The 22,430-nt window shown below is 57.7% G+C and carries 19 protein-coding genes and 1 pseudogene; 15 read left to right on the top strand and 5 right to left on the bottom strand.

Going from position 1 to position 22,430, the window contains the following annotated elements; all coding sequences use genetic code 11:
* Both CFN46_RS17780 and CFN46_RS16990 read left to right on the top strand, forming a co-directional pair.
* Nucleotides 1–106: pseudogene (locus CFN46_RS17780) on the top strand (IS5/IS1182 family transposase); the annotation flags it as partial.
* The gene (locus tag CFN46_RS16990) at nucleotides 61–1,500 is read left to right on the top strand and encodes a SulP family inorganic anion transporter (protein WP_254918530.1); all 1,440 of its coding nucleotides are present in this window, start codon (nucleotides 61–63) and stop codon (nucleotides 1,498–1,500) included. The pseudogene CFN46_RS17780 and the gene CFN46_RS16990, both read left to right, overlap by 46 nt.
* A gap of 147 nt (nucleotides 1,501–1,647) precedes the next feature.
* On the opposite strand, the gene CFN46_RS16985 is transcribed toward CFN46_RS16990, so the two are convergent.
* The 4 genes from CFN46_RS16985 to CFN46_RS16970 all read right to left on the bottom strand — a co-directional run bounded on the left by CFN46_RS16985 (nucleotide 1,648) and on the right by CFN46_RS16970 (nucleotide 5,463).
* The gene (locus CFN46_RS16985; protein ID WP_088744224.1) at nucleotides 1,648–2,346 is read right to left on the bottom strand and encodes a FadR/GntR family transcriptional regulator; all 699 of its coding nucleotides are present in this window, start codon (nucleotides 2,344–2,346) and stop codon (nucleotides 1,648–1,650) included.
* Between the two features lie 121 nt (nucleotides 2,347–2,467).
* Nucleotides 2,468–3,967: a tripartite tricarboxylate transporter permease gene (locus CFN46_RS16980; RefSeq protein ID WP_024952638.1), complete on the bottom strand. Its 1,500-nt coding sequence runs from the start codon at nucleotides 3,965–3,967 to the stop codon at nucleotides 2,468–2,470.
* The gene (locus CFN46_RS16975; RefSeq protein WP_088744223.1) at nucleotides 3,964–4,437 is read right to left on the bottom strand and encodes a tripartite tricarboxylate transporter TctB family protein; all 474 of its coding nucleotides are present in this window, start codon (nucleotides 4,435–4,437) and stop codon (nucleotides 3,964–3,966) included. The genes CFN46_RS16980 and CFN46_RS16975 overlap by 4 nt, the downstream gene beginning before the upstream one ends.
* Before the next feature lie 60 nt (nucleotides 4,438–4,497).
* Complete coding sequence (locus tag CFN46_RS16970) at nucleotides 4,498–5,463, bottom strand: tripartite tricarboxylate transporter substrate binding protein (RefSeq protein ID WP_088744222.1); 966 nt, start codon at nucleotides 5,461–5,463, stop codon at nucleotides 4,498–4,500.
* 767 nt (nucleotides 5,464–6,230) lie between these two features.
* Here CFN46_RS16970 and CFN46_RS16965 point away from each other — a divergent pair.
* The 9 genes from CFN46_RS16965 to CFN46_RS16920 all read left to right on the top strand — a co-directional run bounded on the left by CFN46_RS16965 (nucleotide 6,231) and on the right by CFN46_RS16920 (nucleotide 16,601).
* Nucleotides 6,231–7,007 (top strand): SDR family NAD(P)-dependent oxidoreductase, encoded by a 777-nt coding sequence (locus CFN46_RS16965; protein WP_024952635.1) that lies wholly within the window; start codon nucleotides 6,231–6,233, stop codon nucleotides 7,005–7,007.
* A gap of 170 nt (nucleotides 7,008–7,177) precedes the next feature.
* Nucleotides 7,178–8,770 carry an aldehyde dehydrogenase (NADP(+)) gene (locus CFN46_RS16960; protein ID WP_088744221.1) on the top strand — a complete coding sequence of 531 codons (1,593 nt, stop codon included), beginning with the start codon at nucleotides 7,178–7,180 and terminating at the stop codon, nucleotides 8,768–8,770.
* A 148-nt stretch (nucleotides 8,771–8,918) separates the two neighbouring features.
* Nucleotides 8,919–9,977 (top strand): sugar kinase, encoded by a 1,059-nt coding sequence (locus CFN46_RS16955; RefSeq protein ID WP_088744230.1) that lies wholly within the window; start codon nucleotides 8,919–8,921, stop codon nucleotides 9,975–9,977.
* Between the two features lie 124 nt (nucleotides 9,978–10,101).
* Nucleotides 10,102–11,169 carry a D-glycerate dehydrogenase gene (locus CFN46_RS16950; RefSeq protein WP_088744220.1) on the top strand — a complete coding sequence of 356 codons (1,068 nt, stop codon included), beginning with the start codon at nucleotides 10,102–10,104 and terminating at the stop codon, nucleotides 11,167–11,169.
* Nucleotides 11,170–11,363: 194 nt separating this feature from the next.
* Complete coding sequence (locus CFN46_RS16940; protein ID WP_088744218.1) at nucleotides 11,364–12,449, top strand: LacI family DNA-binding transcriptional regulator; 1,086 nt, start codon at nucleotides 11,364–11,366, stop codon at nucleotides 12,447–12,449.
* A 190-nt stretch (nucleotides 12,450–12,639) separates the two neighbouring features.
* Nucleotides 12,640–13,725: a TRAP transporter substrate-binding protein gene (locus CFN46_RS16935; RefSeq protein ID WP_088744217.1), complete on the top strand. Its 1,086-nt coding sequence runs from the start codon at nucleotides 12,640–12,642 to the stop codon at nucleotides 13,723–13,725.
* Between the two features lie 105 nt (nucleotides 13,726–13,830).
* Nucleotides 13,831–14,457 (top strand): TRAP transporter small permease, encoded by a 627-nt coding sequence (locus tag CFN46_RS16930; protein WP_088744216.1) that lies wholly within the window; start codon nucleotides 13,831–13,833, stop codon nucleotides 14,455–14,457.
* Entirely contained in the window at nucleotides 14,454–15,761 is a 1,308-nt protein-coding gene (locus CFN46_RS16925; RefSeq protein ID WP_088744215.1) for a TRAP transporter large permease, read from the top strand. The genes CFN46_RS16930 and CFN46_RS16925 overlap by 4 nt, the downstream gene beginning before the upstream one ends.
* A gap of 132 nt (nucleotides 15,762–15,893) precedes the next feature.
* Nucleotides 15,894–16,601, top strand: a complete 708-nt coding sequence (locus CFN46_RS16920; protein WP_088744214.1) for an HAD family phosphatase — start codon at nucleotides 15,894–15,896, stop codon at nucleotides 16,599–16,601.
* 16 nt (nucleotides 16,602–16,617) lie between these two features.
* Here the strand turns inward: CFN46_RS16920 and uxuA are convergent, their stop codons facing one another.
* Complete coding sequence (uxuA, locus tag CFN46_RS16915; RefSeq protein ID WP_088744213.1) at nucleotides 16,618–17,793, bottom strand: mannonate dehydratase; 1,176 nt, start codon at nucleotides 17,791–17,793, stop codon at nucleotides 16,618–16,620.
* Nucleotides 17,794–18,197: 404 nt separating this feature from the next.
* Here uxuA and CFN46_RS16910 point away from each other — a divergent pair, with 404 nt between their 5' ends.
* The 4 genes from CFN46_RS16910 (at nucleotide 18,198) to CFN46_RS16895 (ending at nucleotide 22,386) form a co-directional block, all read left to right on the top strand.
* Nucleotides 18,198–18,947 (top strand): ribonuclease activity regulator RraA, encoded by a 750-nt coding sequence (locus tag CFN46_RS16910; protein ID WP_088744212.1) that lies wholly within the window; start codon nucleotides 18,198–18,200, stop codon nucleotides 18,945–18,947.
* A 142-nt stretch (nucleotides 18,948–19,089) separates the two neighbouring features.
* On the top strand, nucleotides 19,090–20,109 hold the full coding sequence (locus CFN46_RS16905; protein ID WP_254918529.1) for a tripartite tricarboxylate transporter substrate binding protein: 1,020 nt from the start codon (nucleotides 19,090–19,092) through the stop codon (nucleotides 20,107–20,109).
* 120 nt (nucleotides 20,110–20,229) lie between these two features.
* Nucleotides 20,230–20,838 carry a tripartite tricarboxylate transporter TctB family protein gene (locus CFN46_RS16900; RefSeq protein WP_088744211.1) on the top strand — a complete coding sequence of 203 codons (609 nt, stop codon included), beginning with the start codon at nucleotides 20,230–20,232 and terminating at the stop codon, nucleotides 20,836–20,838.
* 3 nt (nucleotides 20,839–20,841) lie between these two features.
* On the top strand, nucleotides 20,842–22,386 hold the full coding sequence (locus CFN46_RS16895) for a tripartite tricarboxylate transporter permease (RefSeq protein WP_088744210.1): 1,545 nt from the start codon (nucleotides 20,842–20,844) through the stop codon (nucleotides 22,384–22,386).
* Nucleotides 22,387–22,430: the final 44 nt, after the last annotated feature.

The following is a 22,430-nucleotide window of genomic DNA, read 5'->3' as shown; positions in this document are numbered from 1 at the left end:
TCGTATTGCGACGCGATATGAGAAGTTGGCCCGTAGCTTTTATGCGATGGTATGCGTAGCTTGCATACGCCGCTGTCTACGAGCCGACTTTTCGTACAGAACCTAGTGCCCTATCCGGTCGTGCTGGGATTCACGGCGGGCATCGCGACGGTAATCGCGGTCTTGCAGATACCCGACTTTCTCGGGCTCAGCATCGGAAAGCTCGGTGAGCACTTCCTCGACAACATGGGAAGGATATTCAGTGCCCTGCCGAGCACTCGCATGAGTGAACTGGGCATCGGCGTCTTCAGCCTGATAGTGATGCTGGCATGGCCGCGTCTTTGTCCTCATCTACGCTTTCTCGTCCCGGCGCCCTTGGTCGGGCTGATGAGCGGGGCCATTGCCGCCTATGGGCTCAATCATTGGCTGGGAGATGCCACTGCAGGCATGGCCGTCGAGACCATTGCATCCCGGTTCAGCTGGGAGGCCCATGGCACAAGCGGCACGGGAATTCCTCCGATTGCACCGAGCATGATGGCCCCCTGGAACCTCCCCGGAGCTGATGGCGCTCCCCTAGTGCTGAACTTCGCGCTGATTCAGGCGCTGATGGGGCCCGCGATTGCCATCGCCATGCTGGGAGCCATTGAGTCGCTGCTGTGTGCTGTCGTCTCGGATGGACTGACCAAGACACGTCATGATCCGAATGCCGAGCTGATCGGACAGGGGCTGGGCAACATCGTCGCCCCTCTGTTTGGGGGAATCACGGCCACTGCCGCGATTGCACGAACAGCTACCAACATCCGCAGCGGTGCGCGTTCACCCGTGGCAGCCGTCGTTCATGCAGGGGTTGTGCTGCTGGCCGTGATCGCCCTTGCAGGGCTTCTGGGAATGGTGCCCATGGCCACTCTTGCCGCGCTGTTGTTCATCGTCGCCTGGAACATGAGCGAGGCCAGACATGTCGTGCACATTCTGCGCTCGGCACCGGCGGGGGATGTGGCAATTCTGCTGGTCTGCTTCGGTTTGACCGTACTCTTCAACATGGTACTGGCCGTCGCCGTGGGTATCGGGCTTGCAGCGGTACTGTTCATCCGGCGCATGATGCAGATCACTGACACACGACAGTTATCGTCCAGCCACGATCTGTCACGAGAGGCTTTGCCTGATGACATCGCCATCTACGCCATCACTGGCCCACTCTTCTTTGGCGTGGCGGAGAAGGCCCTTGTCTCGCTTCAGCGAGTGGATGACAGAATATCGACCGTGATCATCGACATGTCAGCGGTTCCCAGCATGGATGGGACAGCCATCGTTGCGCTTCAGTCATTGATCGACAACCTGCAACGCAAGGGAATCGCCCTGATTCTGAGCGGAGTCACCACGGCCATGATTCTCAAGCTGCGCCGAGCAGGCATTCGCAAGCGCGCCACGACACTGACCTACTGTCGCGACCTGACGCATGCTGAGCGTGTCGCTCAACGTTGGCGAGAAGGAAAGCTCCAGGGGCGGCCCGGACAAGGATAGGGGTCGGGATATAAGGAGAAGGAGAAGGAGAAGAGATGGCGGCTCAGGGAAAGCCGACAGACAGTGCGTAATACGACCTGATGCTGCCGCCAGGTGTTCCCCACGACAGCACCGGCCAAACCAGAACGTCTGACTTTTCAGCGATATCTACGTTTGAACACCCTCGAACATCCGGCGTCTGGCGCCTTCCAGGTGCGCGCGCATCGTACTTTCCGCACGTACTGCATCCTTGTCGGCAATCGCAGCAATGATCGCAAGATGCTCGTCCTGCACGATGCGCAGGCGCTCTTCCGAGGCGCGCAACGACAAGCCACGCGTCAGATTCATGCCCTCCTTGATGCTCTGATTCAGCGAGCGCAATACCGTTGCATAGTAGTGATTGCTGGCAGCTTCGGTAATCGCGAGATGAAACTCGAAGTCTTCTTCAGAGGCACGTGCGTGATTCAGATTGGCTTGATTGATCGCCTCGTAACGATCACGAATCAGGTCAAGTTGCTCTGCCGTTCGACGTAGCGCCGCAAGCCCTGCTGCACTCGCCTCCACATTGGTGCGAAACTCAAAGCAGCGCTGGATGTCGGCAATGCTCGAGATCCGCGCGAATTCAAGCACCGCACTATCCGGCCGATTGACCACGAAGCTGCCAGACCCACGCCGAGAGACGACCAAGTTGTCTTCACGCAAGCGGGCCAAGGCGTCTCGCAACACAGGCCGCGACACTTCGTAGCACTCACAAAGACGTGCTTCGGTGGGGAGCTTCTTGTTGACGGGGTAATCGCCACTGATGATGGCTGCGAGAATTTTCTCGTAGACCACCGAGGCCAGCGAATGCTTGGCTACCTCACTCATCTCTATTGATCATCCTTCACATGGGCCTGCCGGAAATCCGACATCTAGGGGGAAGGATACGGGGCAAGCGCTTGCGCGGAAAGCCCCGCCCCACTAAACGCCTCTGTCACGGACGTTCATATCATTTCGCAGTAGCCGGCACCTTGCGACCGGCACGCACACCGTTGACGATGATCATGGACCAGACAGCGACGGCGGCAATGGCCAGTACCATCGCGATCGGACGATCGACAAAGGCCGTCAGGTCGCCATTGGACTTGAGGATCGAGCGCATGAAGTTGCTCTCAACGATCGGCCCCAAGATTACCGCCAAGATCATCGGCCCCACCGGGAAATCATTCTCGGCCATGAAGAAGCCCATCACACCAATACCCAGCATGATCCAGATATCGAACATGGCATTGTTGGCCGCGAAAGCACCGACGATGCAGAACATCAGAATCAGCGGGAACAGGATGCCCGTCGGAATCGACAGGATATGACGCGCGCCACGGATGGCCATGAAACCTAGCGGCAACAACAATAGATTGGCCAAGATGAAGACCATGAAGATGGCATTCACCAGCGGGCCCTGAGTCACAAAGACATCTGGCCCTGGTGTAATGCCCTTGGTCATCAATACGCCAATGATGATGGCAGTCACCGTATCGCCCGGTATACCAAAGACCAGTGCCGGGATATAAGCACCCGAGAGAGACGCGTTATTGGCCGCACTGGCAGACACTAGCCCTTCCGGGTGTCCAGTACCGAACTTTTCCGGCGTCTTGGACAGCTTGCGACTGACGGCATAGCTAATCCACGAAGCAATGTCAGCGCCTGCGCCAGGCAAGGCGCCAATCACGGTGCCTAGTGCACCACCGCGCAACACACCTCCCTTGTACTTCCACAGCGCGCTGCCCACACCTTCAAAGGGATTCTTGATGATTGGTGGTGACAACGGTGCACGATTACGTGTTTCCGGCATGCGACGAATCAGCTCGGAAATGGCGAACAGGCCAATCAACACCGGCAAGATCGAGATACCCGCCAGCAAATCGTAGTTACCAAACGTGAAGCGCATCTGACCGGACACACTGTCCATGCCGACCATGGCAATGACAAGGCCAGCCAGCATCGAGATGCCGCCTTTGAGCGGGTCAGCGCCGGATACCAGAATGGCGCAAGAAAGCCCCAGCAACGCCAACCAGAAGTACTCATCACTGGTGAACTGGATCGCAAACTCGGCAATCATCGGTGCACAGAAGGCCAGAATCAGTACGCCAATGACGCCACCGATCATCGAGCAGGTCACATTGAGACCCAGCGCCAAACCAATCTTGCCTTGTTTGCCCATCGCAAAGGCTTCTTCGGTATATACCGCCGAGGCGGGTGTCCCGGGAATACGCAGTAAAGCACCGGGGATATCACCCGCCACAATGGCCATCGCCGTTGCAGACACGATAGCGGCAATTGCCGGCAGCGGATCCATGAAGAAGGTCACCGGTACCAACAGCGCAGTTGCCATGGTCGCCGTCAGACCCGGAATGGCGCCCATGAACAGTCCAAACAGTGAAGCGGCCAGAATGATGAGGCACACCTCCCAGGTGAAGACCATCGAGGCGGCTTGTAGTAGATCACTCATGAGTAGATCACCTTTTCCAGCAGCCCCAGCTCAAGCGGCACATGTAGTAACTGACCAAATACGCCCCAGATAATGGCGGTCGCTGTCAGAGCCATACCCATCGACGGCAACCAGCGCCGGTAATGGAAGGTATAAAGCAGTAGAGAGAGCAGAACAAAGGACACGATGGGGAATCCCACCACCGGCGTCAGATAGACGTAGGCTACGACAGAAGCGCAGATGGCAGCCAATGTCAGAATGAAGTGCATCAAAGGGACAGGATGCTGCCACGCAAGCCACTCCTCGCGATTGCCGAGGCCGCGCAATAGCAGGATGGCACCGAATAGCACCAACAAGCCGCCAATCACCGTTGGAAAGGTGCCAGCACCATAGTCTTGGCGGGGAAGATTTTTCAGATCGAGAGAGGCATATATGACGGCAGCCCCAAAGGCTGCCGTCACCACACCCGTCACCTTGTCATTGGTACGCATGTGCGGTTTCTCATGAAAACATCAGAAGTAAAAACAAGCAGGTCATCATTGGCCGGACGATCAATTGGCCAGGCCCAGCTTTTCGATGGTGACCGCATTCTTTTCATCCTGGTCTTTCATGAAGGCTTCAAAGCCTTCCGCATCTTCCCAGACAGTGCCAAAGCCACGGCTGGACATGAAGGTCTGGAATTGCTCGGAGTTCCAGACTTTCTCAGTCGCTTCTTCAAGGCGCTCAGTCACTTCTTCTGGCATTCCCTTCGGGCCTACCAGTCCACGCCAGGACCCCTGGTTCCACTCAGAACCCGTCAACTCTTTCGCGGACGGGACATCCGGGAAGGAGTCCAGACGATCGTTGGCCAGCACTGCCAGTGTCTTGACCCGGCCCGAGGCACGCATGGATTCGGATTCCGGCATGGAGGAGAACACCATGTCGACGCCACCGGCGGCCAGTTCCTGTAGACCCGGCGCGGCGCCCTCACTTGGCACCAACGTCACGTCATTCGGATTAATGCCCTGCTGATCAAGGAAGCCCGCGAAGGACAGGTGATAGGCAGCACCCGGCGCAGAGCCAGACACGGTGTAATCGCTGGGATTAGCCTTGAGAGCTTTTAGTGCGTCATCCAGCGTCTCCCACTCGGAATCAGCCTTCACGGTGAACGCAGCGTAATCCAGATTGAGCAGTGCGATCGGCGTGAAATCTTCATAAGACAGCTGTGCAGTGCCGATATGCTGATACGTGGCGATTTCTGCTGTCCCCAGCCCGAGGGTATACCCGTCAGGACGCGCCATCTTCATGGTCATGTGACCGACAACACCCGAACCGCCAGTCTTGTTGACGACATTGACCGGTTGCCCCAGCTCTTCCTGCAGGCCAGCCGCCAGCTGACGACCCACCGAGTCGGTGCCACCACCAGAGGACCAAGGCACAATCAGGGTAATCGGCTTGTAGGGATAATCCGCTGCCATGGCGACGGAGGCGGATAGGGTGAGGACTGAAGCACAGAGGACATGTGACAGTTTACGCATGGCTTGGACTCTCTCTTTATCTTGTTATGGGGGCGTTGGTGAGCTGTTGTCAGTGAGGCATTGGATGTTGCGATCTTCACTTGAGCTGCGAGCAGGGTTCCATCAGAGATACTGCGTACTCTGCTTATCTAATGGCGCTCGAGCGATTTGGCAGCGGATACGATGTTGCAGTCACTGCCTTGGCACTGAGATGAGTGTCAGCGGGATACGATGATTTTACAAGTTATGACAACTTGAACTTTAGACCAATCCAAAAATGATCGTGACGACTACCCTCAATACAGGTTTCGAAGGAGAATGCCGTAGTGCTTCCCCTAGGTTAGCTGACTCTTCATCGCGATACCCTTATCCTATGGCCGTAACACTCCTTTCCATTCGGTGAAAAACCACTCAGAAAAACAAGATTAAACTATTGAAAATAAACAAATATATCGAAACAACAAACAATTTCGTCACACCCGTATCAGCCGATGCGCTCACCTCTGCCTCGATATACGACTAACGTGTATCTCAACTGATACCACAACCACATTTTGGCATCCCCTTTCGTTGACGTAGAGAAGACCACGCCCACCAGTTGTTATTATTTGTTTGTCGATCACAAAAGAGTGAGCTAAGGTGACTCCTGTCGGTCGGAAGGTATCAATATTCGCCAATACCTCCCTCCTCCCCTACTTCTCCAAGTGGCTCATTTAAAGCAATTGCCCGCAGTACTTGCTTACTAATACCGGCCACACAACAACACACTGATCACTCAGGAAATTGCCATGTTCACCGATCTCCAGCAGAAAAAGGTTCTGATTACCGGTTCCACCAAAGGCATCGGTCTAGCAGCTGCCGTCGCATTTGCTCGCCAAGGCGCGCTGGTCGGCATCAACAGCCGTCAGAAGGATGAGGCTGCACAGGATGCCATCGCTCAGATGGAAGCCACCGGTGCACGCTTTGAATACTTCGCACGCGACCTCTCTACCAGCGAAGGCTGTGCCGCACTCATTGAAGATTTCACCAAGGCATTCGGTGGCATGGATGTGCTGGTCAACAACGCCGGCGGCCTGGGCATTCGTGCCGGCCTTGAGAGCCTCGACGATGCAGCCTTTGATCTGGTGATGGACCTCAACCTGCGCTCAGCAATCATGACGACCAAGTACGCGATGCCGCACCTCAAGGCATCTGCTGCAACATCCGGCACCACTGCCAGCGTCATCAGCACCGGTTCCATCGCGGGTCGTGAAGGTGGCGGCCTGGGTGCCTCTCTTTATGGCGGCACCAAGGCCATGTTGCACAACCTGCATCGCAACTGGGTGAAGGAGTTCACCAAGGACAATGTGCGCTTCAACATCGTCTCCCCGGGCACCATCGACACCGTCTTCCATGCCGACAAGAGCGAAGAACTGCGCGCGAAGATTGCTGGCAGCATCCCGATGGGCCGCTTCGGTACCTCGGAAGAATGCGCTCCCACCTTCCTGTTCCTCGCATCGCATGCCACCAGTGGCTACATCACTGGTCAGGTGATTGATATCAATGGCGGCCAGATGTGTCCGTAAACCAGCGTCACGCATGAGACAGCATCATTTGCGAACCAAGACCGCAAATGGGTCAGAGGCTCTCGCAAGCCAGGGGCGCCACCGCCTCGACACATGCCAAGCCCTAGCGGCCATCGTTTGTGTCGGGGCTGTTTCGCCCCTGTTCAGTCAACAGAGAAGAGATATTTCATATGTCACTTTCAGACCAATCGCCATTGCACGGACATCAGCTCATCGGCCAGCGCAGCCTGCTCGCCACTGGCAAGCCGCTGCATGCCATCAATCCTGCCAATGGCGAGACGCTTGAGCCGGGCTATCCCTCCGGCGGTGCAGAAGAAGTCGAACTGGCCTGTAAACTTGCACATGACGCCTTCGATAGCTTCCGCGAGACAGACCCAGAATCACGCGCCACCTTCCTTGAGACCATCGCCGAGGAAATCGAGGCCATCGGTGAACAGATCACCGAACGCGCCCTGCAGGAAACCGGTCTGCCGCGCGCGCGTCTTGAAGGCGAACGTGGCCGTACCTGTGGGCAGCTACGTCTGTTTGCCGGTGTCGTACGTGCTGGCGAGTGGCTGGATGTCCGCATTGATCCCGCCCTGCCGGAACGCAGTCCGATGCCGCGTTCCGACCTGCGCCAGCGTCGTATCGCGCTAGGTCCGGTCGCCGTCTTCGGTGCCAGCAACTTCCCGCTGGCCTTCTCGGTGGCAGGCGGAGATACCGCCTCTGCCCTCGCCGCTGGCTGCCCGGTAATCGTCAAGGCACACTCTGCCCATCCGGGTACGTCCGAGCTGGTCGGAGGCGCTATCCAGCGTGCTGTCAAACGCTGCAACCTGCCGGAAGGCGTATTCTCTCTGCTCTACGGCAGCGGCAGAATTCTCGGTCAGGCACTGATCACTGACTCGCGTATCCAGGCCGTCGGTTTCACCGGCTCACGCAGTGGCGGCACTGCACTCCTGAAGACCGCCCAGAACCGTCCGCAGCCCATTCCGGTCTATGCCGAGATGAGCAGCATCAATCCGGTACTGCTGATGCCGGCCGTACTTGAAGCACGCGCCGAATCACTGGGACAGGCCTTCATCGGCTCGCTGAACATGGGCGCAGGCCAGTTCTGCACCAACCCGGGCCTGGTATTGGCACTGGAAGGTGAGGCACTGGAACGCTTCATCGCGACTGCCGCCGACAGCGTCGCTGCAAGTGGCTGCCAAACCATGCTGACACCCGGCATTCATGACGCCTATCGCAAGGGTGTCGAGCAGCTTTCAAGTCTGCCGCAAGTTAAGGAAGTCGCGCGTGGTGCGCTGGATTCAGATAATGCCAGCCCGTGTCAGACGGCACTGTTCCGTACCTCGGCCAGCGATTTCCTGAGCGAACCCGCTCTGCAGGAAGAAGTCTTTGGCGCCAGTGCACTGATCATTGCATGCCGCGACATTGCGGAAATGCGTGCCGTCTGTGAGCACCTGGAAGGTCAGTTGACCGCCACCGTACACATGGATGACGCTGATCACGATGCGGTGCGTCAGCTGCTGCCAGTACTCGAGCGTCGCGCTGGCCGTATCCTGGCCAATGGCTGGCCCACTGGTGTCGAAGTCTGTCAGGCCATGGTGCATGGTGGCCCGTGGCCCGCCACCTCCGATAGCCGCACGACTTCCGTGGGTAGTGCCGCCATCGAACGCTTCCTGCGTCCGGTCTGCTACCAGGACCTGCCGGAGGCACTGCTGAGCCCGACATTGCGCGACGCCAACCCTGAAGCCCTGCCGCGCCTGATGGACGGCAAGCGCTAACGGCTGACGCTCGCCCTTGCCTCTCTCGAGTCCGCGGCATGGCGCTCGGGAGAAAGGCATCAACGTCACGACGGCGCCCACTGCCAACGCCGTCGTGACATCAGTGACAATGGATACAAGACAAGATCAATAACAAGGACACGCCATGATGTCTGATCACCCTTCTGCGTCATCGACGCACACCTCTTCTCACTCCTCTTCTCACTCCTCCCAAGCGACGTCTTCACGTCCGCTTGAGATACTGACCTTTGGCGAGGCCATGGCCCTGCTGGTCGCGGAAAGTGAGGGAGACCTCGCTCAGGTCTCACACTACGAGCGACGTATTGCCGGCGCCGACACCAATGTTGCCATCGGCCTGGCCCGACTGGGTTTCCACGTTGGTTGGTTAAGCCGTGTGGGCCACGACAGCTTGGGCTGCTATCTCCGCCAGACGCTTGAAACCGAAGGCCTCGATTGCCGCCATCTTACCGATGATGCGCATGCACCGACCGGCCTGATGTTCAAGGCGCGTGCGGCAGAGGGCGAAGACCCACATGTCGAATATTTTCGCCAAGGCAGTGCCGCTAGCTGCATGGATGCCCGTGATGCCGACAGCGTCGATTTCAGCGCCTTGCGCCACCTGCATGCAACCGGCATTCCTCCCGCCATCTCATCGAGCTGCCGCGAACTGTCCTTCCGCCTGTTCGAGCAGGCCCGCCAGCACGGCGCCAGCATCTCGTTTGATCCCAATCTTCGCCCGACACTGTGGGCCAGTGAACATGAGATGCGTGACACTCTCAATCAGCTGGCCAGTCGTGCTGACTGGGTGTTACCCGGACTGTCAGAAGGGCAGCTGCTGACCGGTCAGAAAACTCCGGAGGCGATTGCCGGTTATTACCTTGAACGAGGTGCCAAGGCCGTGATCATCAAGCTCGGCCCACAAGGCAGCTATTATCGTGGCGTCATCGGCGGCCAGGAAGCGGCCTTCAGCGTGCCCGGTCAGCCCGTCACCAAGGTGATTGATACCGTCGGTGCCGGTGATGCCTTTGCCGTCGGCATCGTGAGCGCGCTGCTCGATGGGCTTTCACCCCGTGACGCCATGCTGCGCGCCAACCTGCTGGGCAGTCGCGCCGTACAAGTGCGCGGTGACATGGAAGGCCTGCCGGATCGTGCGACACTCGACGAGCTCGAGCGAAAGCTCACGTCAGTAGATGGCGTCGCTTCCTGAAGGGATCGTTTTCTGAAGAGATCATTGTTTGAATGGCCTCATCTCGTGAGATCGCGCAGACGTCTTCACGCTTCATTTGTGTCGTCAGCGATCCCCCAAAGCCAGCAGTCTCAAGGAGCGCAACATGCACGCCCCTCTCTATGCCATCAACGGCGCCAGTCGCTCTGATGACGTGTCTGCCCCGTCGGTTTCAGCGCGCAGCAAGATCATCGTTCTCGAGGTGCTGAGCGATGACCAGATGGCGGCGCTGCGGGAACATCATGACGTGGTTGTCCTCGATGCATCACTCGCCAAAACCTCGCCCGACACCTTCAATACCACGCTGATGCATGAGCTGAGCAATGCGCATGCCCTGATTGTATCCAAGGTCAAGATGACCGAGGCCCTGCTCGATGCTGCGCCACAATTACGGGTGATCGCCAGCGTTTCGGTAGGCTACGACAACTACCCGCTCGAGGCACTCAATGCGCGGGGCATTCTGCTGTGCAATACCCCGGATGTGCTGACCGAGACCACCGCCGACGTCGGCTTCCTGTTGATCATGGCCAGTGCGCGACGTGCCGTTGAGCTTTCCAATCTGGTGCGCGACGGCAAGTGGACACAGAGCATCGACGAGCAATATTTCGGCACGGATGTGCATGGCAAGACGCTGGGCATGATCGGCATGGGCAGAATCGGCGCCGCCATTGCTCGACGCGGCGCACTGGGCTTCGGCATGCAAGTCCAGTACGCCATGGCCTCACCCAAACCAGCGCTGGAGGCCGAGCTGGGCGCACGACGTGTCGAGCTCGATGACCTGCTGGCAAGCTCCGACTTCGTATGTGTCACGGTACCGCTCAGCAGTGAAACGCGACATCTGATCGGCAAACGCGAGCTTGAGAAGATGTCGCCGCACGCCATTCTGATCAACATTGCCCGCGGGCCAGTCATTGACGAAGCCGCGCTGATCGACTGCCTGCAACGCGGGGGGATACGTGGCGCTGGCCTGGATGTCTTTGAGCAGGAACCACTCTCGAGCAGCTCGCCACTCACGCGTCTGCCTCAGGTCGTCGCCCTGCCCCATATCGGCTCAGCGACTCACGACACTCGACGCGCCATGGCACAACGCGCACTGGATAATACCCTGCTGGCGCTTGAGGGTGAGCCACCGCTGAGCGCTGTCAATGAGCCCCATTGGACGCGCAAAGGCTGAGATCGGTAAACGACTAACACCAAGCCGCCGTGAGGCCAGCGTTAGTGAGACCAGTGCTAGTGAGACCAGTGCTAGTGAGACCAAAGTGAGTCTTGGTGAAAACCGGGATTGCTCTATGCTGGAAAGACGAATTTAGATCAATCCAAGTTGTTGCCGCATAGAGCAACCTCAGCACAACGTTCAGGACAGACGCCATGACAGAGCTCGTGACTTCAAAGCCCATCGATGATGGCGACAGCCATTCCGATGCCGCTAGCCAGGCGCCGTCCGCAAAGGCCTCAGGCAGCATCACGCTGCAAGACATCGCAGCACACGCCAATGTCTCACGCAGCACAGTGTCACTGGTACTACGCGCTAGCCCACTGGTAGCAGAACGTACCCGCAAGAAGGTACAAGCCTCGATCAAGAGTCTCGGCTATGTCTACAACCGCGGCGCGGCAGCCATGCGTGGCGCCCTGACATCGACACTAGGCGTCGTGGTCTACGATATCGCCAATCCGTTCTTCGGCTCGATGGTGGCCGGTATCGATGCTGCACTCAATCAAGAAGGCTATGTTTCCTTTCTCGCCAACAGTGAGGATTCACCTGAGCGCCAGCAGCGCTTTATCGAACGTATGCGTGAGCACCATGTTGATGGGTTACTACTATGCCCTGCCGAACATACTGATCCGGGGCTGGTTCATCAGCTGGCCGAATGGGGCATGCCGTGTATCCAGGTGATGCGCTATCTGGATGCCCCTCCCTTCGACTATGCAGGTACCGATTTCCGGCAAGTCGCAGAAATGGCAGTCAATCATCTTGCTGGCCTGGGGCATCAGCGCATCGCCTTCATTGGCGGCGCGGACCACTCGGTCAGTCATGATCGCTGGCTGGGCTATCAAGCCGCGCTGGATGCACACGGCCTGCCCTATCGGCGGTTGGTACGTGGCAACGGTGTCACACGGCGCGTCGGCTACGAGTTGATTCAAGAGCTGATGCAGGAAAGCCCGCGTCCGACCGCCGTCGTCTGCCATAACGACCTGGTCGCGTTCGGCGCCATGCTCGGCCTCAGGCATCTGGGATTGGAGCCGGGCAAGGATTGCGCCGTGATTGGCACCGATGATGTCGAAGAGGCGGAGCTGGGCGATCCACCGTTGACCAGTATCGCGACCCACCCCTACGCCATTGGGGAGCAGGCGGCACGACTGGCATTGAGAAGGATCGCCAACCCCAACGGTAAACGAGAAAAGGTCATCATGCCGCCAGAGCTGAAGATACGTCAGTCTTGCGGCAGTCAGTGATCAATCGACGGTGCTCAGAATTCTGGAGCACAAGTGCGGAGTCGTACAACACCTCGCACATGAGCATGAGCCGGCAGCCACCGCTGCCGGTGAAGCACTTAGCAGTCGCTAGTCCTCTGTAACGCCACTCAAGACCAGTAGCACCCAGCAATACGAAAGGCACAACAACAAACAAAGCCAAGGAAACGTCATGACTCATAATTGGATCAATCCAAATAACATCCCGAACACTCGCTCTGCTCGTCAGAACCTTCGCCCGTCCTCCAGGCTAGCGCGCAACTTTACACAGCGCCTGGGTCGCGGTATCGCATTGAGCGCAACCGTCGGCACCCTGCTGACAGCAACGTTAGGCTTCTCCGCCAGCGCACAGGCTACGGAACTCCGCTTCGGCCATGCCGGTACCGAAGACACTGCCTATCAGCTGGGTGCCGAGCGACTGCGCGACCTTCTCAGCGAGAAGACCGACGGCGATATCACCATGACCATCATGGGCAACTCGGTGCTGGGTCATGAAACCGAGATGTTCGAACAGCAGATGGCCGGTGCGCTGGACATGTCTATCGTGAGCCCAGGCCTGATCACTGACTTTTCGCCCACTGCCAACGTCTTCACCATTCCCTTCCTGTATCGCGATGTCGCGCACTGGCAGGCAGTACTGGATGGCGAAGTGGGTGACGAAATTGCGCAGAAGATCAGCGATGAAACCGGCGTGAAAGTGCTGGCCTACTTCGGTGGCGGCAAACGTCATATCGTCAGCTCTCGTGAGGTCAAGACACTCGATGACCTCAAGGGGCTCAAGTTGCGCACCAACCCAACCAAGCCGTTGATCGTTGCCTGGCAGGCCTTGGGGGTCGAACCGAGCGTGGTGGCCTGGAAGGAAATCTATACCGCCATCCAGCTAGGCGCGATTGATGGCCTGCTCAACGAGCCGGAATGGACGCTGCGCATGCGCTTCCATGAAGTCGCGCCCAACATCGCACTGTCCGAGCACGACATCACCGTACGCCTGCTGACCATGTCCAAGATGTCTTGGGACAACCTGGATACTGATCAGCAGAAAATCCTGATGGAATCTGCCAAAGAGGCCGCCGGCTATGCACGCAAGGTGCAGCTGGAACAGGATGCGGCAGCACTGGCCGAGCTTGAGAAGCAAGGTGCCAAGCTGCACGGGATTGATCGTGAGCGTATGCAGGAAATTGTCGCTGAACCGCTCAAGGCAGTGATTGCCGAGATGGGCCTGAAAGACATTTACGACAAGGTGCGCGCGGTCAAATAAGACCATGCCAGGAGGCAGCCACCATCACGGTGGCTGCCTCTTTTTTCTTGTCGACTACAGGATGACGCCTGATCCATCTTCACATCACTTCTTGAGGACAGTGCCATGACACATGTGCTCTCAGCGCTCGACGGCCTGAACAAGACACTCGAGCGCTTGCTTTACCTGGTGCTGCTGGCGCTGCTGGCAAGCTTCATTGCCTTCATCATCTACCAGATTTCCAGCCGTAATCTGGCGTTTCTGCCGCGACTGTTCTGGACCGAGGAATTCAGTCGCTTTGCCTTTCAGTGGATGGTGATGCTGGGCACCGCCGTTGGCGTCCTTCACGCCGACCACTTCGTATTGGAAGCCTTCCCGCGTGGCAGTCGTGCCGACCTGGTCACACGCTGGATTCGTGATCTGGCCTGCCTACTGCTAGGCGTGCTGTTCATCGTACACGGCAAGGACTTCGCGCTCTCTGGCCTCAGGCGTAATGCCATGGCATCAGGCCTGTCGATGATCTACGTCTATTCGGTGTTTGCCGTCAGCGGCGTCTTCATCGTGCTGTTCAGCCTGCAGCGACTATTGCATGCCTGCCTCTACGGCATGAATGCCATGGAAAAGGCGCTCAACACGCCCAATGAAGCCGAAGAACTACCGAGCATCGAGGACACTGATCTGCTACCCGATGCACTGGCTACGCCTGTCGCCAATGACACGCTATCCACCTCTGCCAAGAGACCCCTGTCATGATGCCCATGGACTGGCTATTCCTGATGCCCTGGCTGCTGTTTGGCGTGCTGGGAGTGTTGATCGTGATCGGTATACCGATTGCCATGGCGCTGGTGCTGACCGCCACCACCCTGATCCTCCTCGACCCACGCCTGACCTACTGGATCATGTTCCAACGCATGTACAACGGCATGGATTCCTTTGTACTGCTGGCCGTACCGCTCTTCCTGCTCGCGGGTAACTTGATGAATGCCGCGCGTATCACTGATCGTCTGATTACGCTGTGCATGCGGCTGGTCGGCCATTTCCGAGGTGCACTGGCCCACGTCAACGTGCTGGTCAGCATGCTGTTTGCCGGGGTATCGGGCTCTTCTACCGCCGATAGCGCAGGCGTGGGTACCGTATTGATTCCCGCCATGAAACGTGAGGGATATCCGGTCAGCTTTGCCGTGGCGGTTACCGCGGCCTCCTCGGTAATGGGCACGATCATTCCGCCTTCGATCAACATGATCGTGTGGGGCGCACTGACCAACACTTCAATTGCCGGACTGTTTCTCGGCGGCATCTTGCCCGGCATCATGATTGGTGTCGCGCAGCTGATGCTCAACATGCGCTATGTCCGCCGCTATAACGTGCCGGTACGCAAGCGCGCCTCTTTCAGTGAACTGATGAGTTCCAGCAAGGATGGCGTGCTGGCATCAGGAATTCCGCTGGTGATCATTGGCGGTATTACGTTGGGTATCGTGACGCCAACCGAAGCTGCCGTCATCGCGGTCATCTATGCGCTGGTACTCGGCTTCGTCATCTATCGTGAGCTGGACATGGCCAAGCTGCTGACCGCCTCTACCGACACGGTAAGGTTGTGCTCACTCTCGCTATTCAGCCTCGTCGGTGCAGCAATCTTCGGTTATCTGATCAGCTTCTACCAGATTCCACCCAAGCTGATGGCGGGTGTCAGCATCACTGACCCAACGGTTTTGTTGATCGTGATGACCATCGTATTACTGGTGATCGGCACCTTCATGGATGCCCTACCGGCGATGGCGATCATGGCTCCCATCTTCTATCCGCTCGCAATGGCGGCTGGCGTTCACCCGGTACAATTTGGCGTGATTGGCGTCATGGCACTCGGGCTCGGTTTGATCACGCCGCCTTACGGGTTATGCCTGATGATCTCGGCCAAGATCGGCGGTATTCCGCTGCTCAAGGCCATGGCGACCACCATGCTGTATCTGGGCGTGATGTTGGCCGTCATCGTACTGCTGATCTTCTTCCCGGACCTGATACTGGCCATTCCGCGCCTGATTGCACCTGATTTTGTGTAATAAAGACGCACATGAATCAATCAAGGTCTGACCAGACGCTGAAATGATGCGCTGGTGATCAGACATTACGCTTGTCATCACTTAGCGCCGACGTGCCCTGCATGTCGGTGTTTGGCTATCGGAGCCCCGCTCATGCCGCCGCTATGTCTTCTGTTCGATTCTGATGGCACCTTGGTTGACAGTGAAATCCTGCTCGCCGAGGTAATGGCCGAGGTGCTATCGCATCACGGCCTCCCTTTCACGGCGCTGCGCTATATGCGGGAGTTTCGTGGCGTACGCTTTCTGACCATCGTCAACACGCTTGAGCAAGCATATGGTGCGCTGGCACCCGACGCACTGGAGGAGGCGGAGAGTTCGTTGCGGGCGAAGATGGAGGTCCGCATGCGAGCGCAATTACTGCCGATGCCAGGCATGCGTGATGCCCTGATCGCCCTCAGAGACCATGACTGTGCCGTCGTTTCCAACGGCCCGGAGCGCAAGGTGCGCTGTGCCATGCAGAGCAGTGGACTGGCGGAATTCTTCGGCGACAACCTATTCAGCGCCTACACACTCAAGCTTTGGAAGCCTGACCCGCGAATCTATCAAGCAGCCGCTCGTCAGATGGGCTATCCATTGGAGCAATGCGTAGTGATTGATGACGCCGCAGTTGGCGTCCAGGCAGGCCTGGAAGCCGGTATGCACGTCATCCATTTCAATCACTTCCCCGAGCATGAACAGACACCGTCCGGCGCCATCAGCATGCATCATGCCAGTGAGCTGCCTGCGATCATTGAACGATTGTCCCGCTCACTCGACATGCCAATGCCCCATCATCGAGACGATGACGAGGCCTTTTCTTGACACACCGTTACTGGCATCAGCTCAGCTGACGTACGGCCATTTCAAGGCCCCGTAACTCAGCCAGCCCCTTCATACGCCCATAGAGCGGATACCCCGGCCGCGTCTCGCGGTGAGCATCATCGAGGATATGATGACCGTGATCCGGGCGCATCGGGAGTGCAGCACCACCCGCGGCGGTACGCCGACGCTCCTCGGCGACCAATACGCTGATAATACCGACCATGTCCAGATCACCTGCAAGGTGTTCAGCCTCATGGAAGGAGCGCTTATCCTCACTATCACGCCCTGTGGCCCGCAGATGTGCAAAGTGGATGTGCGGTGCGAAGCGGCGCGCCATCACGCACAGATCAATGTCGGGATTGGCGCCGTAGGACCCCGTACAGAAGGTCAAGCCATTGGCGGGACTTGGTACCACTCCCAGCAACCAGTCGGCATCGACCATGCTCGACACCACGCGTGGGAGGCCAAACATCGGCCGTGGCGGATCATCCGGATGAATGGCAAGCCGTACGCCCACCTCCTCAGCCACCGGTACGATGGCCTTGAGAAAGGTGGCCAGATGCTGGCGCAAGCGCGCGGCATCGATACCGTCATAGGCCGCCAGCGCGGCCCGGAACTCGGCCAAGCTGTAGCCCTCTTCTGCCCCTGGCAACCCAGCGATGATAGTGCGGATGAGTGTCTCACGGCTTTTGGCATCCAATGCATCAAGATGCGCGCGCGCGGCCTGACGCTCATCTTCCCCGTAGTCCTTCTCAGCCCTGGGGCGCTCCAGCAGGTAGAGATCAAACGCGGCAAATGCCACCTGATCAAAGCGCAGCGCGGTCCCCCCTTCTGGCAAGTGCCAGGCAAGGTCCGTCCGTGTCCAATCCAGCACCGGCATGAAGTTGTAGCACACCGTATCGATACCACATTCCGCTAGATGACGAAGCGACTGCTGATAGTTCTCGATATGGCGCTCATGTCCGGGAGCAGCCTGCTTGATGCTTTCATGCACGGGAATGCTTTCGACCACCGACCAGCGCAGGCCAGCCGCTTCAATCTGCGCCTTGCGCTCGCGGATAGCGTCAATGGGCCACACGTCCCCATTGGGAATCTCGTGCAACGCGGTGACGATACCGGTCGCACCGGTCTGTCGAATCTCTTCAAGACTGATGGGGTCATTGGGACCAAACCAGCGCCATGTCGCTTCCATGTCATCTCCTGCAGCCTGGTAAATAGCCTGAGTCGTTCGTGAGGGCACATTGGCGGTATAGACACTTCCCATTGCGCCGCAACAAAAGATGACAACTTATCGCAATTCTTGCCATGCGACCTATGTCGCTGACGTGACTTGGTAGCTCGAACGATGGACTTCCTGACAGTATCGTTGGCACAAAAATGCGCATAATCCTTATATAGACAAGATGATAAGGCGACTTATCGGACAAGCACCTCCCATGGAAGAGACCTTGGTCGTAGAGACATTTTGTGGAGTCAAAGTTGTCAATATTTGTTTGATTGGTCTGTCATTCAGTCCTATAGTGAGTCCGGAAAGCACTGATGCCATCACCTGTTGCTCATCAGCATCACCCTCACCCAGAACATGACGGACGCCATATGACCGCGATTACCTCGACAGATCACGCCAGCTACGCCGAGCTCTCATCTCTAACGCGTGAACGCCTGATGCGTGCATCCACCGCATCACTGCACACCCTGCTGTTCAAGCGCGGGCTGCGTAATACCTTTATTCAAAATGCTGTGCAGATGAACAGCAAGGAAACACACATGGTCGGCCAGGCCTTCACACTGCGTTACATCCCGGCGCGTGAAGACATCGATACCGTTGCTGCCTTCCGTGACCCGAAGCATCCTCAGCGCCTCGCAGTTGAAACCGTACCCGCTGGCCATGTCATGGTGTCCGATTGCCGTCAGGATGCTTCTGCCGCCAGTGCAGGCAGCATTCTGCTGACGCGCCTTGAGTACCGTCAGTGTGCTGGCTTCGTGTCTGATGCCGGTATCCGTGACTCCGCCGCTGCCGCGGCAATGAACCTACCGATCTTCTGCGCCAAGCCCAGTGCCCCGACTAACCTGACCAAGCATCATGCCGTCGAACTCCAAGTGCCCATCGGCTGCGGTGGCGTGCCAGTCTTCCCGGGCGATGTAATGGTAGGCGATGCTGATGGCGTCATGGTCGTGCCGCTGGAACTGGCTGACGAGATCGCTGAAGAAGCCAGTCAGATGGAAGACTTTGAAGATTACGTGCTGGAAAAAGTGCGTACTGGCACTCCCGTCATCGGCCTATATCCGCCGACAGATGAAGCGCGTGCCGAGTTCGAACGCCATATGGCAGCCAAACAACAGTAAGCATCTCGAGAATTGCCACTGCGGACGACAGACATCGCTAGTGTGTCGTCCGCACGCTTCTCTCAATGACCGCTCCTTGATAACGAAGGCCTCGTCAGAAACGCCACTCGACTACAACCATAACAATGTCCGGAGTCACGCCATGACCCATACCGCCCGCAAGAATCGCGTCGCCAAAGCAACAGCATCTCGTCCACTCATCGCCCTGCTTGCCCCGCTGGCACTGTCAGGATTGATGTTCGCGACGCCCTTCGTCAGCACCACGGTGCAGGCTGACTATCCGGTTCGTGATATCCGTCTGATCGTGCCGTGGCCGGCCGGCGGTGGGGCAGATGCCATCAGCCGCAAGATCAGTAATCTGGCGGAGCAGGACCTTCCGAAATCGATCTACGTCGAGAATATTGGCGGTGCGATCACGGCATCCGGCTTGATGCAGCTAAGCAAGGCGCGCCCGGATGGGCATACTGTCGGCGTCATGACTTACGACAGCGTCATCACCTTGCCTCGCGGCAATCTGGTACCAGGCTATTCGCTGGATCGCATGATTCCCTTCGCACGCATCACCAAGGAAGCCGATGCCATCGTAGTCTCGAAGCGGTCAGGCTATGAGAGCTATGAGCAGCTCATCGAGGCGGCCCGTGAAAATCCGGGCACAGTGCGGATTGGTGTTGCACCACAGGGCTCGGGCCCGTTCCTGGCCGTGCGTCGCTTGGAAGCCGCGACCGGCGTCACCTTTAACGTCATCACCTATCCGGGCTCCTCAACTGCTGAGTCCGAAGCACTGCTCTCGGGTGAGATTGACGGTGCCATCTCTAGTCTCGGCGACTTCTCGGGCATCCTGGACTCTGGCGATGCACTCGGTGTCGTTGAACTCTCCTCCGAGCAGAATCCCGCCTATCCGGATGTTCCACCGCTGAGCAAGCTGGGTGGCGATCTCGAAACCGGGAGTTTCATCGTGTTGGCCGTGCCCAAGGGCACGCCTGATGATGTGATCAGCACGCTGGAGAATGCCTACCATAGCGCCTACGAAACACCGGAATTCCAGAAATGGATTACGGGTGTTGGCGTGACGCCCAGCTGGTTGGGGTCCGATGAAGTAAATGACTGGATTGCGGAATATCAGCAGCAGACCTTCAATGCAATGGACGAACTGGGACTGTAATCACGGTGGCATGACGGATGCTTCGATCCGGCGTGAATACCGCAATGCTACAGCACCTTCTCCGCTCTCCATCGCTATCCGGTGTTCGACACCTGTCGGGCACCGGTAAGGATTACTGACATGCACCACACCGCCCCGCAGCCGCCGCCGCGCCATTGGCTGATCAGCGGCTCGACACCTCTGACGCTAGCACTGACAGCACTGAGTGGGCTCTATCTCATCAGCGCACTGCAACTGGCATCGCCGATGGAGAATGGCCGTCTCTCGCCATCATTCTTTCCCTTGCTCATCGGTCTGATCGCCTGCGTCCTGTGCCTGGCACAATTGATCGCCAATTATCGTGCTTCACGCCAAAGCCTTCTGCACTCTCCCGCAACAACTGCTGAAGAACATCATGCAGCGCCCGACTCAACAGATGAGTCCGAAGCGGGGACTGCAGAAAAGGAAATACCAGCCACTGGCGTACTGAGCTGGTTCACGCCCGCTCTGCGTCTGATGACGGTGACCGCACTCTATATTCTAGCCTTCTCGCATCTCGGTTATCTGCTGTCATCTGCACTCTATGTCTACGCCATCATGCTGCTGTTCTCAGGGCGCCAGAAGTGGATGAGCAAAGCGTTGATCGCCTGCGTGATTGCCGGACTGGGCTATGTACTCTTCGAGCAGCTCTTCAATGTTCATCTGCCCACCCTTGAACTGCCTGCCCTTGGGCTTGGTAGCGGGAGCTAAGTCATGGATTTCATCGTTCAGGTATTCTCAAGCTTTGCGCTACTTCTCGACCCGGTCATCCTGTTCTATGTCGTGGCAGGCTTCGTGATCGGCACCATCTTCTCGGCAATTCCAGGCCTGACCGCCACCCTGGCGCTCGCCCTGCTCTTGCCACTGACCTATAGCCTCGATGTCACCACTGCATTGATGGCATGCGCCAGTATCTATATGGCCGGCATGTGCGGCGGTAGCATTACCGCGACCACCATCAATATTCCCGGTGCACCGTCCTCGATGATGACAGCACTGGAAGGCTATCCGATGCAGCAGCGCGGTCAGGGAGCGCTTGCACTGGGGCATGCCTCTTTTGCCTCGATGATCGGCGGTAGCCTCGGCGCGCTATTACTCATCGTACTTGCCCCCTTCATTGCCGAAGCCTCTTTGCTGGTCAAGACCACCGGCAAGTTCTCGCTGATTGCCTTTGCACTAATCGTGATCGTGGTGGCGCAGCGTGGCAATATCCGCAAAGCAGGGATTACCGCGTGCCTGGGCCTGATGCTCGCGACAGTAGGACTGGACGCCATGCAGCCGCTGGCCCGCTTCACCTTCGGTGTCAGCGAGCTAACGGCTGGGATCGATCTGATGCCGGTCATCATTGGCACCTTCGCTATCAGTGAGCTGCTGATTCAGGTAGGTAATCGCAAGAAAGATGCCGATATTCGACGTCAGCTAAAGTCCAGTACCCAACTCAAGCGCCGTGACTTCATTCCACCGCTAAGCGCAATTCGTGAAATTGGTGTGGCCTGCTATCTGAAGTCAACGGTGATCGGGTATCTAGTCGGCATCCTCCCCGGCGCGGGTGGCTCCATGGGCGGCTTCCTCGCCTATGTCGAAACTGTGCGTACCTCCAAGAAGCCGGAAAGCTTCGGCAAGGGCAATCCGCAGGGCATCGCGGCGGCTGAAAGCGCCAACAATGCAGTCTGCGGTGGTGCACTGGTGCCAATGCTGACCTTCGGTATTCCGGGGGATCCGGTCACGGCTATCGTACTTGGTGTACTGGTGATCAATGGTATCCAGCCAGGGCCGCAACTGATGGCCTCGCAGTCAGGGCTGATTGCCCCCATGCTCGCGTCGCTGCTCTTCAGCGCACTGGTACTGATTCCACTGACACTTTATCTGATGGGCCCGTACTTCCTGCGTATCGTCACCATCCGCAAGGATGTGCTCTACGGAGTTATCGCACTATTGGCCGTGGTCGGAAGCTTCGTCGCTACCTATTCTGTCTTCCAGATGATGATGACGCTGGTGATGGGCGTTGTGGCCTACCTGATGCGCAAGCACAACTATCCTGTCATTACCCTTCTGCTTGGCTTCATTCTTGGTCCGAACCTGGAAGAGTTCCTGCGCCGTGCACTGACACTTTCCAACGGCAACCCGATAACTTTCATCACCACACCAGACAGCCTGTTCTTCGTGGTACTGACTGTGGTGTTTGTCTACTTCCTCGGTATCCGCAAGCCGGTACAGCTCAAGAAGACATCTGCCGAGAAAGCCAGTTCTACCGGCTAGGCTCACCCCGTATAGCATCGCACCAATAAAGACTCATCCATGAA

This window comes from Cobetia sp. QF-1, from assembly GCF_002213105.1.
Classification (GTDB): Bacteria; Pseudomonadota; Gammaproteobacteria; order Pseudomonadales; family Halomonadaceae; genus Cobetia; species Cobetia crustatorum.
The sequence above is the reverse complement of the archived record's forward strand: the minus strand, read 5'-3'. Positions and strand labels throughout refer to the sequence as shown.

Bases quoted from the DNA above. Each gene is read 5' to 3' on its own strand.
- CFN46_RS16985 (WP_088744224.1), bottom strand. From the start codon at position 2,346: ATGAGTGAGGTAGCCAAGCATTCGCTGGCCTCGGTGGTCTACGAGAAA.
- CFN46_RS16980 (WP_024952638.1), bottom strand. From the start codon at position 3,967: ATGAGTGATCTACTACAAGCCGCCTCGATGGTCTTCACCTGGGAGGTG.
- CFN46_RS16975 (WP_088744223.1), bottom strand. From the start codon at position 4,437: ATGCGTACCAATGACAAGGTGACGGGTGTGGTGACGGCAGCCTTTGGG.
- CFN46_RS16970 (WP_088744222.1), bottom strand. From the start codon at position 5,463: ATGCGTAAACTGTCACATGTCCTCTGTGCTTCAGTCCTCACCCTATCC.
- CFN46_RS16965 (WP_024952635.1), top strand. From the start codon at position 6,231: ATGTTCACCGATCTCCAGCAGAAAAAGGTTCTGATTACCGGTTCCACC.
- CFN46_RS16960 (WP_088744221.1), top strand. From the start codon at position 7,178: ATGTCACTTTCAGACCAATCGCCATTGCACGGACATCAGCTCATCGGC.
- CFN46_RS16955 (WP_088744230.1), top strand. From the start codon at position 8,919: ATGTCTGATCACCCTTCTGCGTCATCGACGCACACCTCTTCTCACTCC.
- CFN46_RS16950 (WP_088744220.1), top strand. From the start codon at position 10,102: ATGCACGCCCCTCTCTATGCCATCAACGGCGCCAGTCGCTCTGATGAC.
- CFN46_RS16940 (WP_088744218.1), top strand. From the start codon at position 11,364: ATGACAGAGCTCGTGACTTCAAAGCCCATCGATGATGGCGACAGCCAT.
- CFN46_RS16935 (WP_088744217.1), top strand. From the start codon at position 12,640: ATGACTCATAATTGGATCAATCCAAATAACATCCCGAACACTCGCTCT.
- CFN46_RS16930 (WP_088744216.1), top strand. From the start codon at position 13,831: ATGACACATGTGCTCTCAGCGCTCGACGGCCTGAACAAGACACTCGAG.
- CFN46_RS16925 (WP_088744215.1), top strand. From the start codon at position 14,454: ATGATGCCCATGGACTGGCTATTCCTGATGCCCTGGCTGCTGTTTGGC.
- CFN46_RS16920 (WP_088744214.1), top strand. From the start codon at position 15,894: ATGCCGCCGCTATGTCTTCTGTTCGATTCTGATGGCACCTTGGTTGAC.
- uxuA (WP_088744213.1), bottom strand. From the start codon at position 17,793: ATGGAAGCGACATGGCGCTGGTTTGGTCCCAATGACCCCATCAGTCTT.
- CFN46_RS16910 (WP_088744212.1), top strand. From the start codon at position 18,198: ATGACCGCGATTACCTCGACAGATCACGCCAGCTACGCCGAGCTCTCA.
- CFN46_RS16905 (WP_254918529.1), top strand. From the start codon at position 19,090: ATGACCCATACCGCCCGCAAGAATCGCGTCGCCAAAGCAACAGCATCT.
- CFN46_RS16900 (WP_088744211.1), top strand. From the start codon at position 20,230: ATGCACCACACCGCCCCGCAGCCGCCGCCGCGCCATTGGCTGATCAGC.
- CFN46_RS16895 (WP_088744210.1), top strand. From the start codon at position 20,842: ATGGATTTCATCGTTCAGGTATTCTCAAGCTTTGCGCTACTTCTCGAC.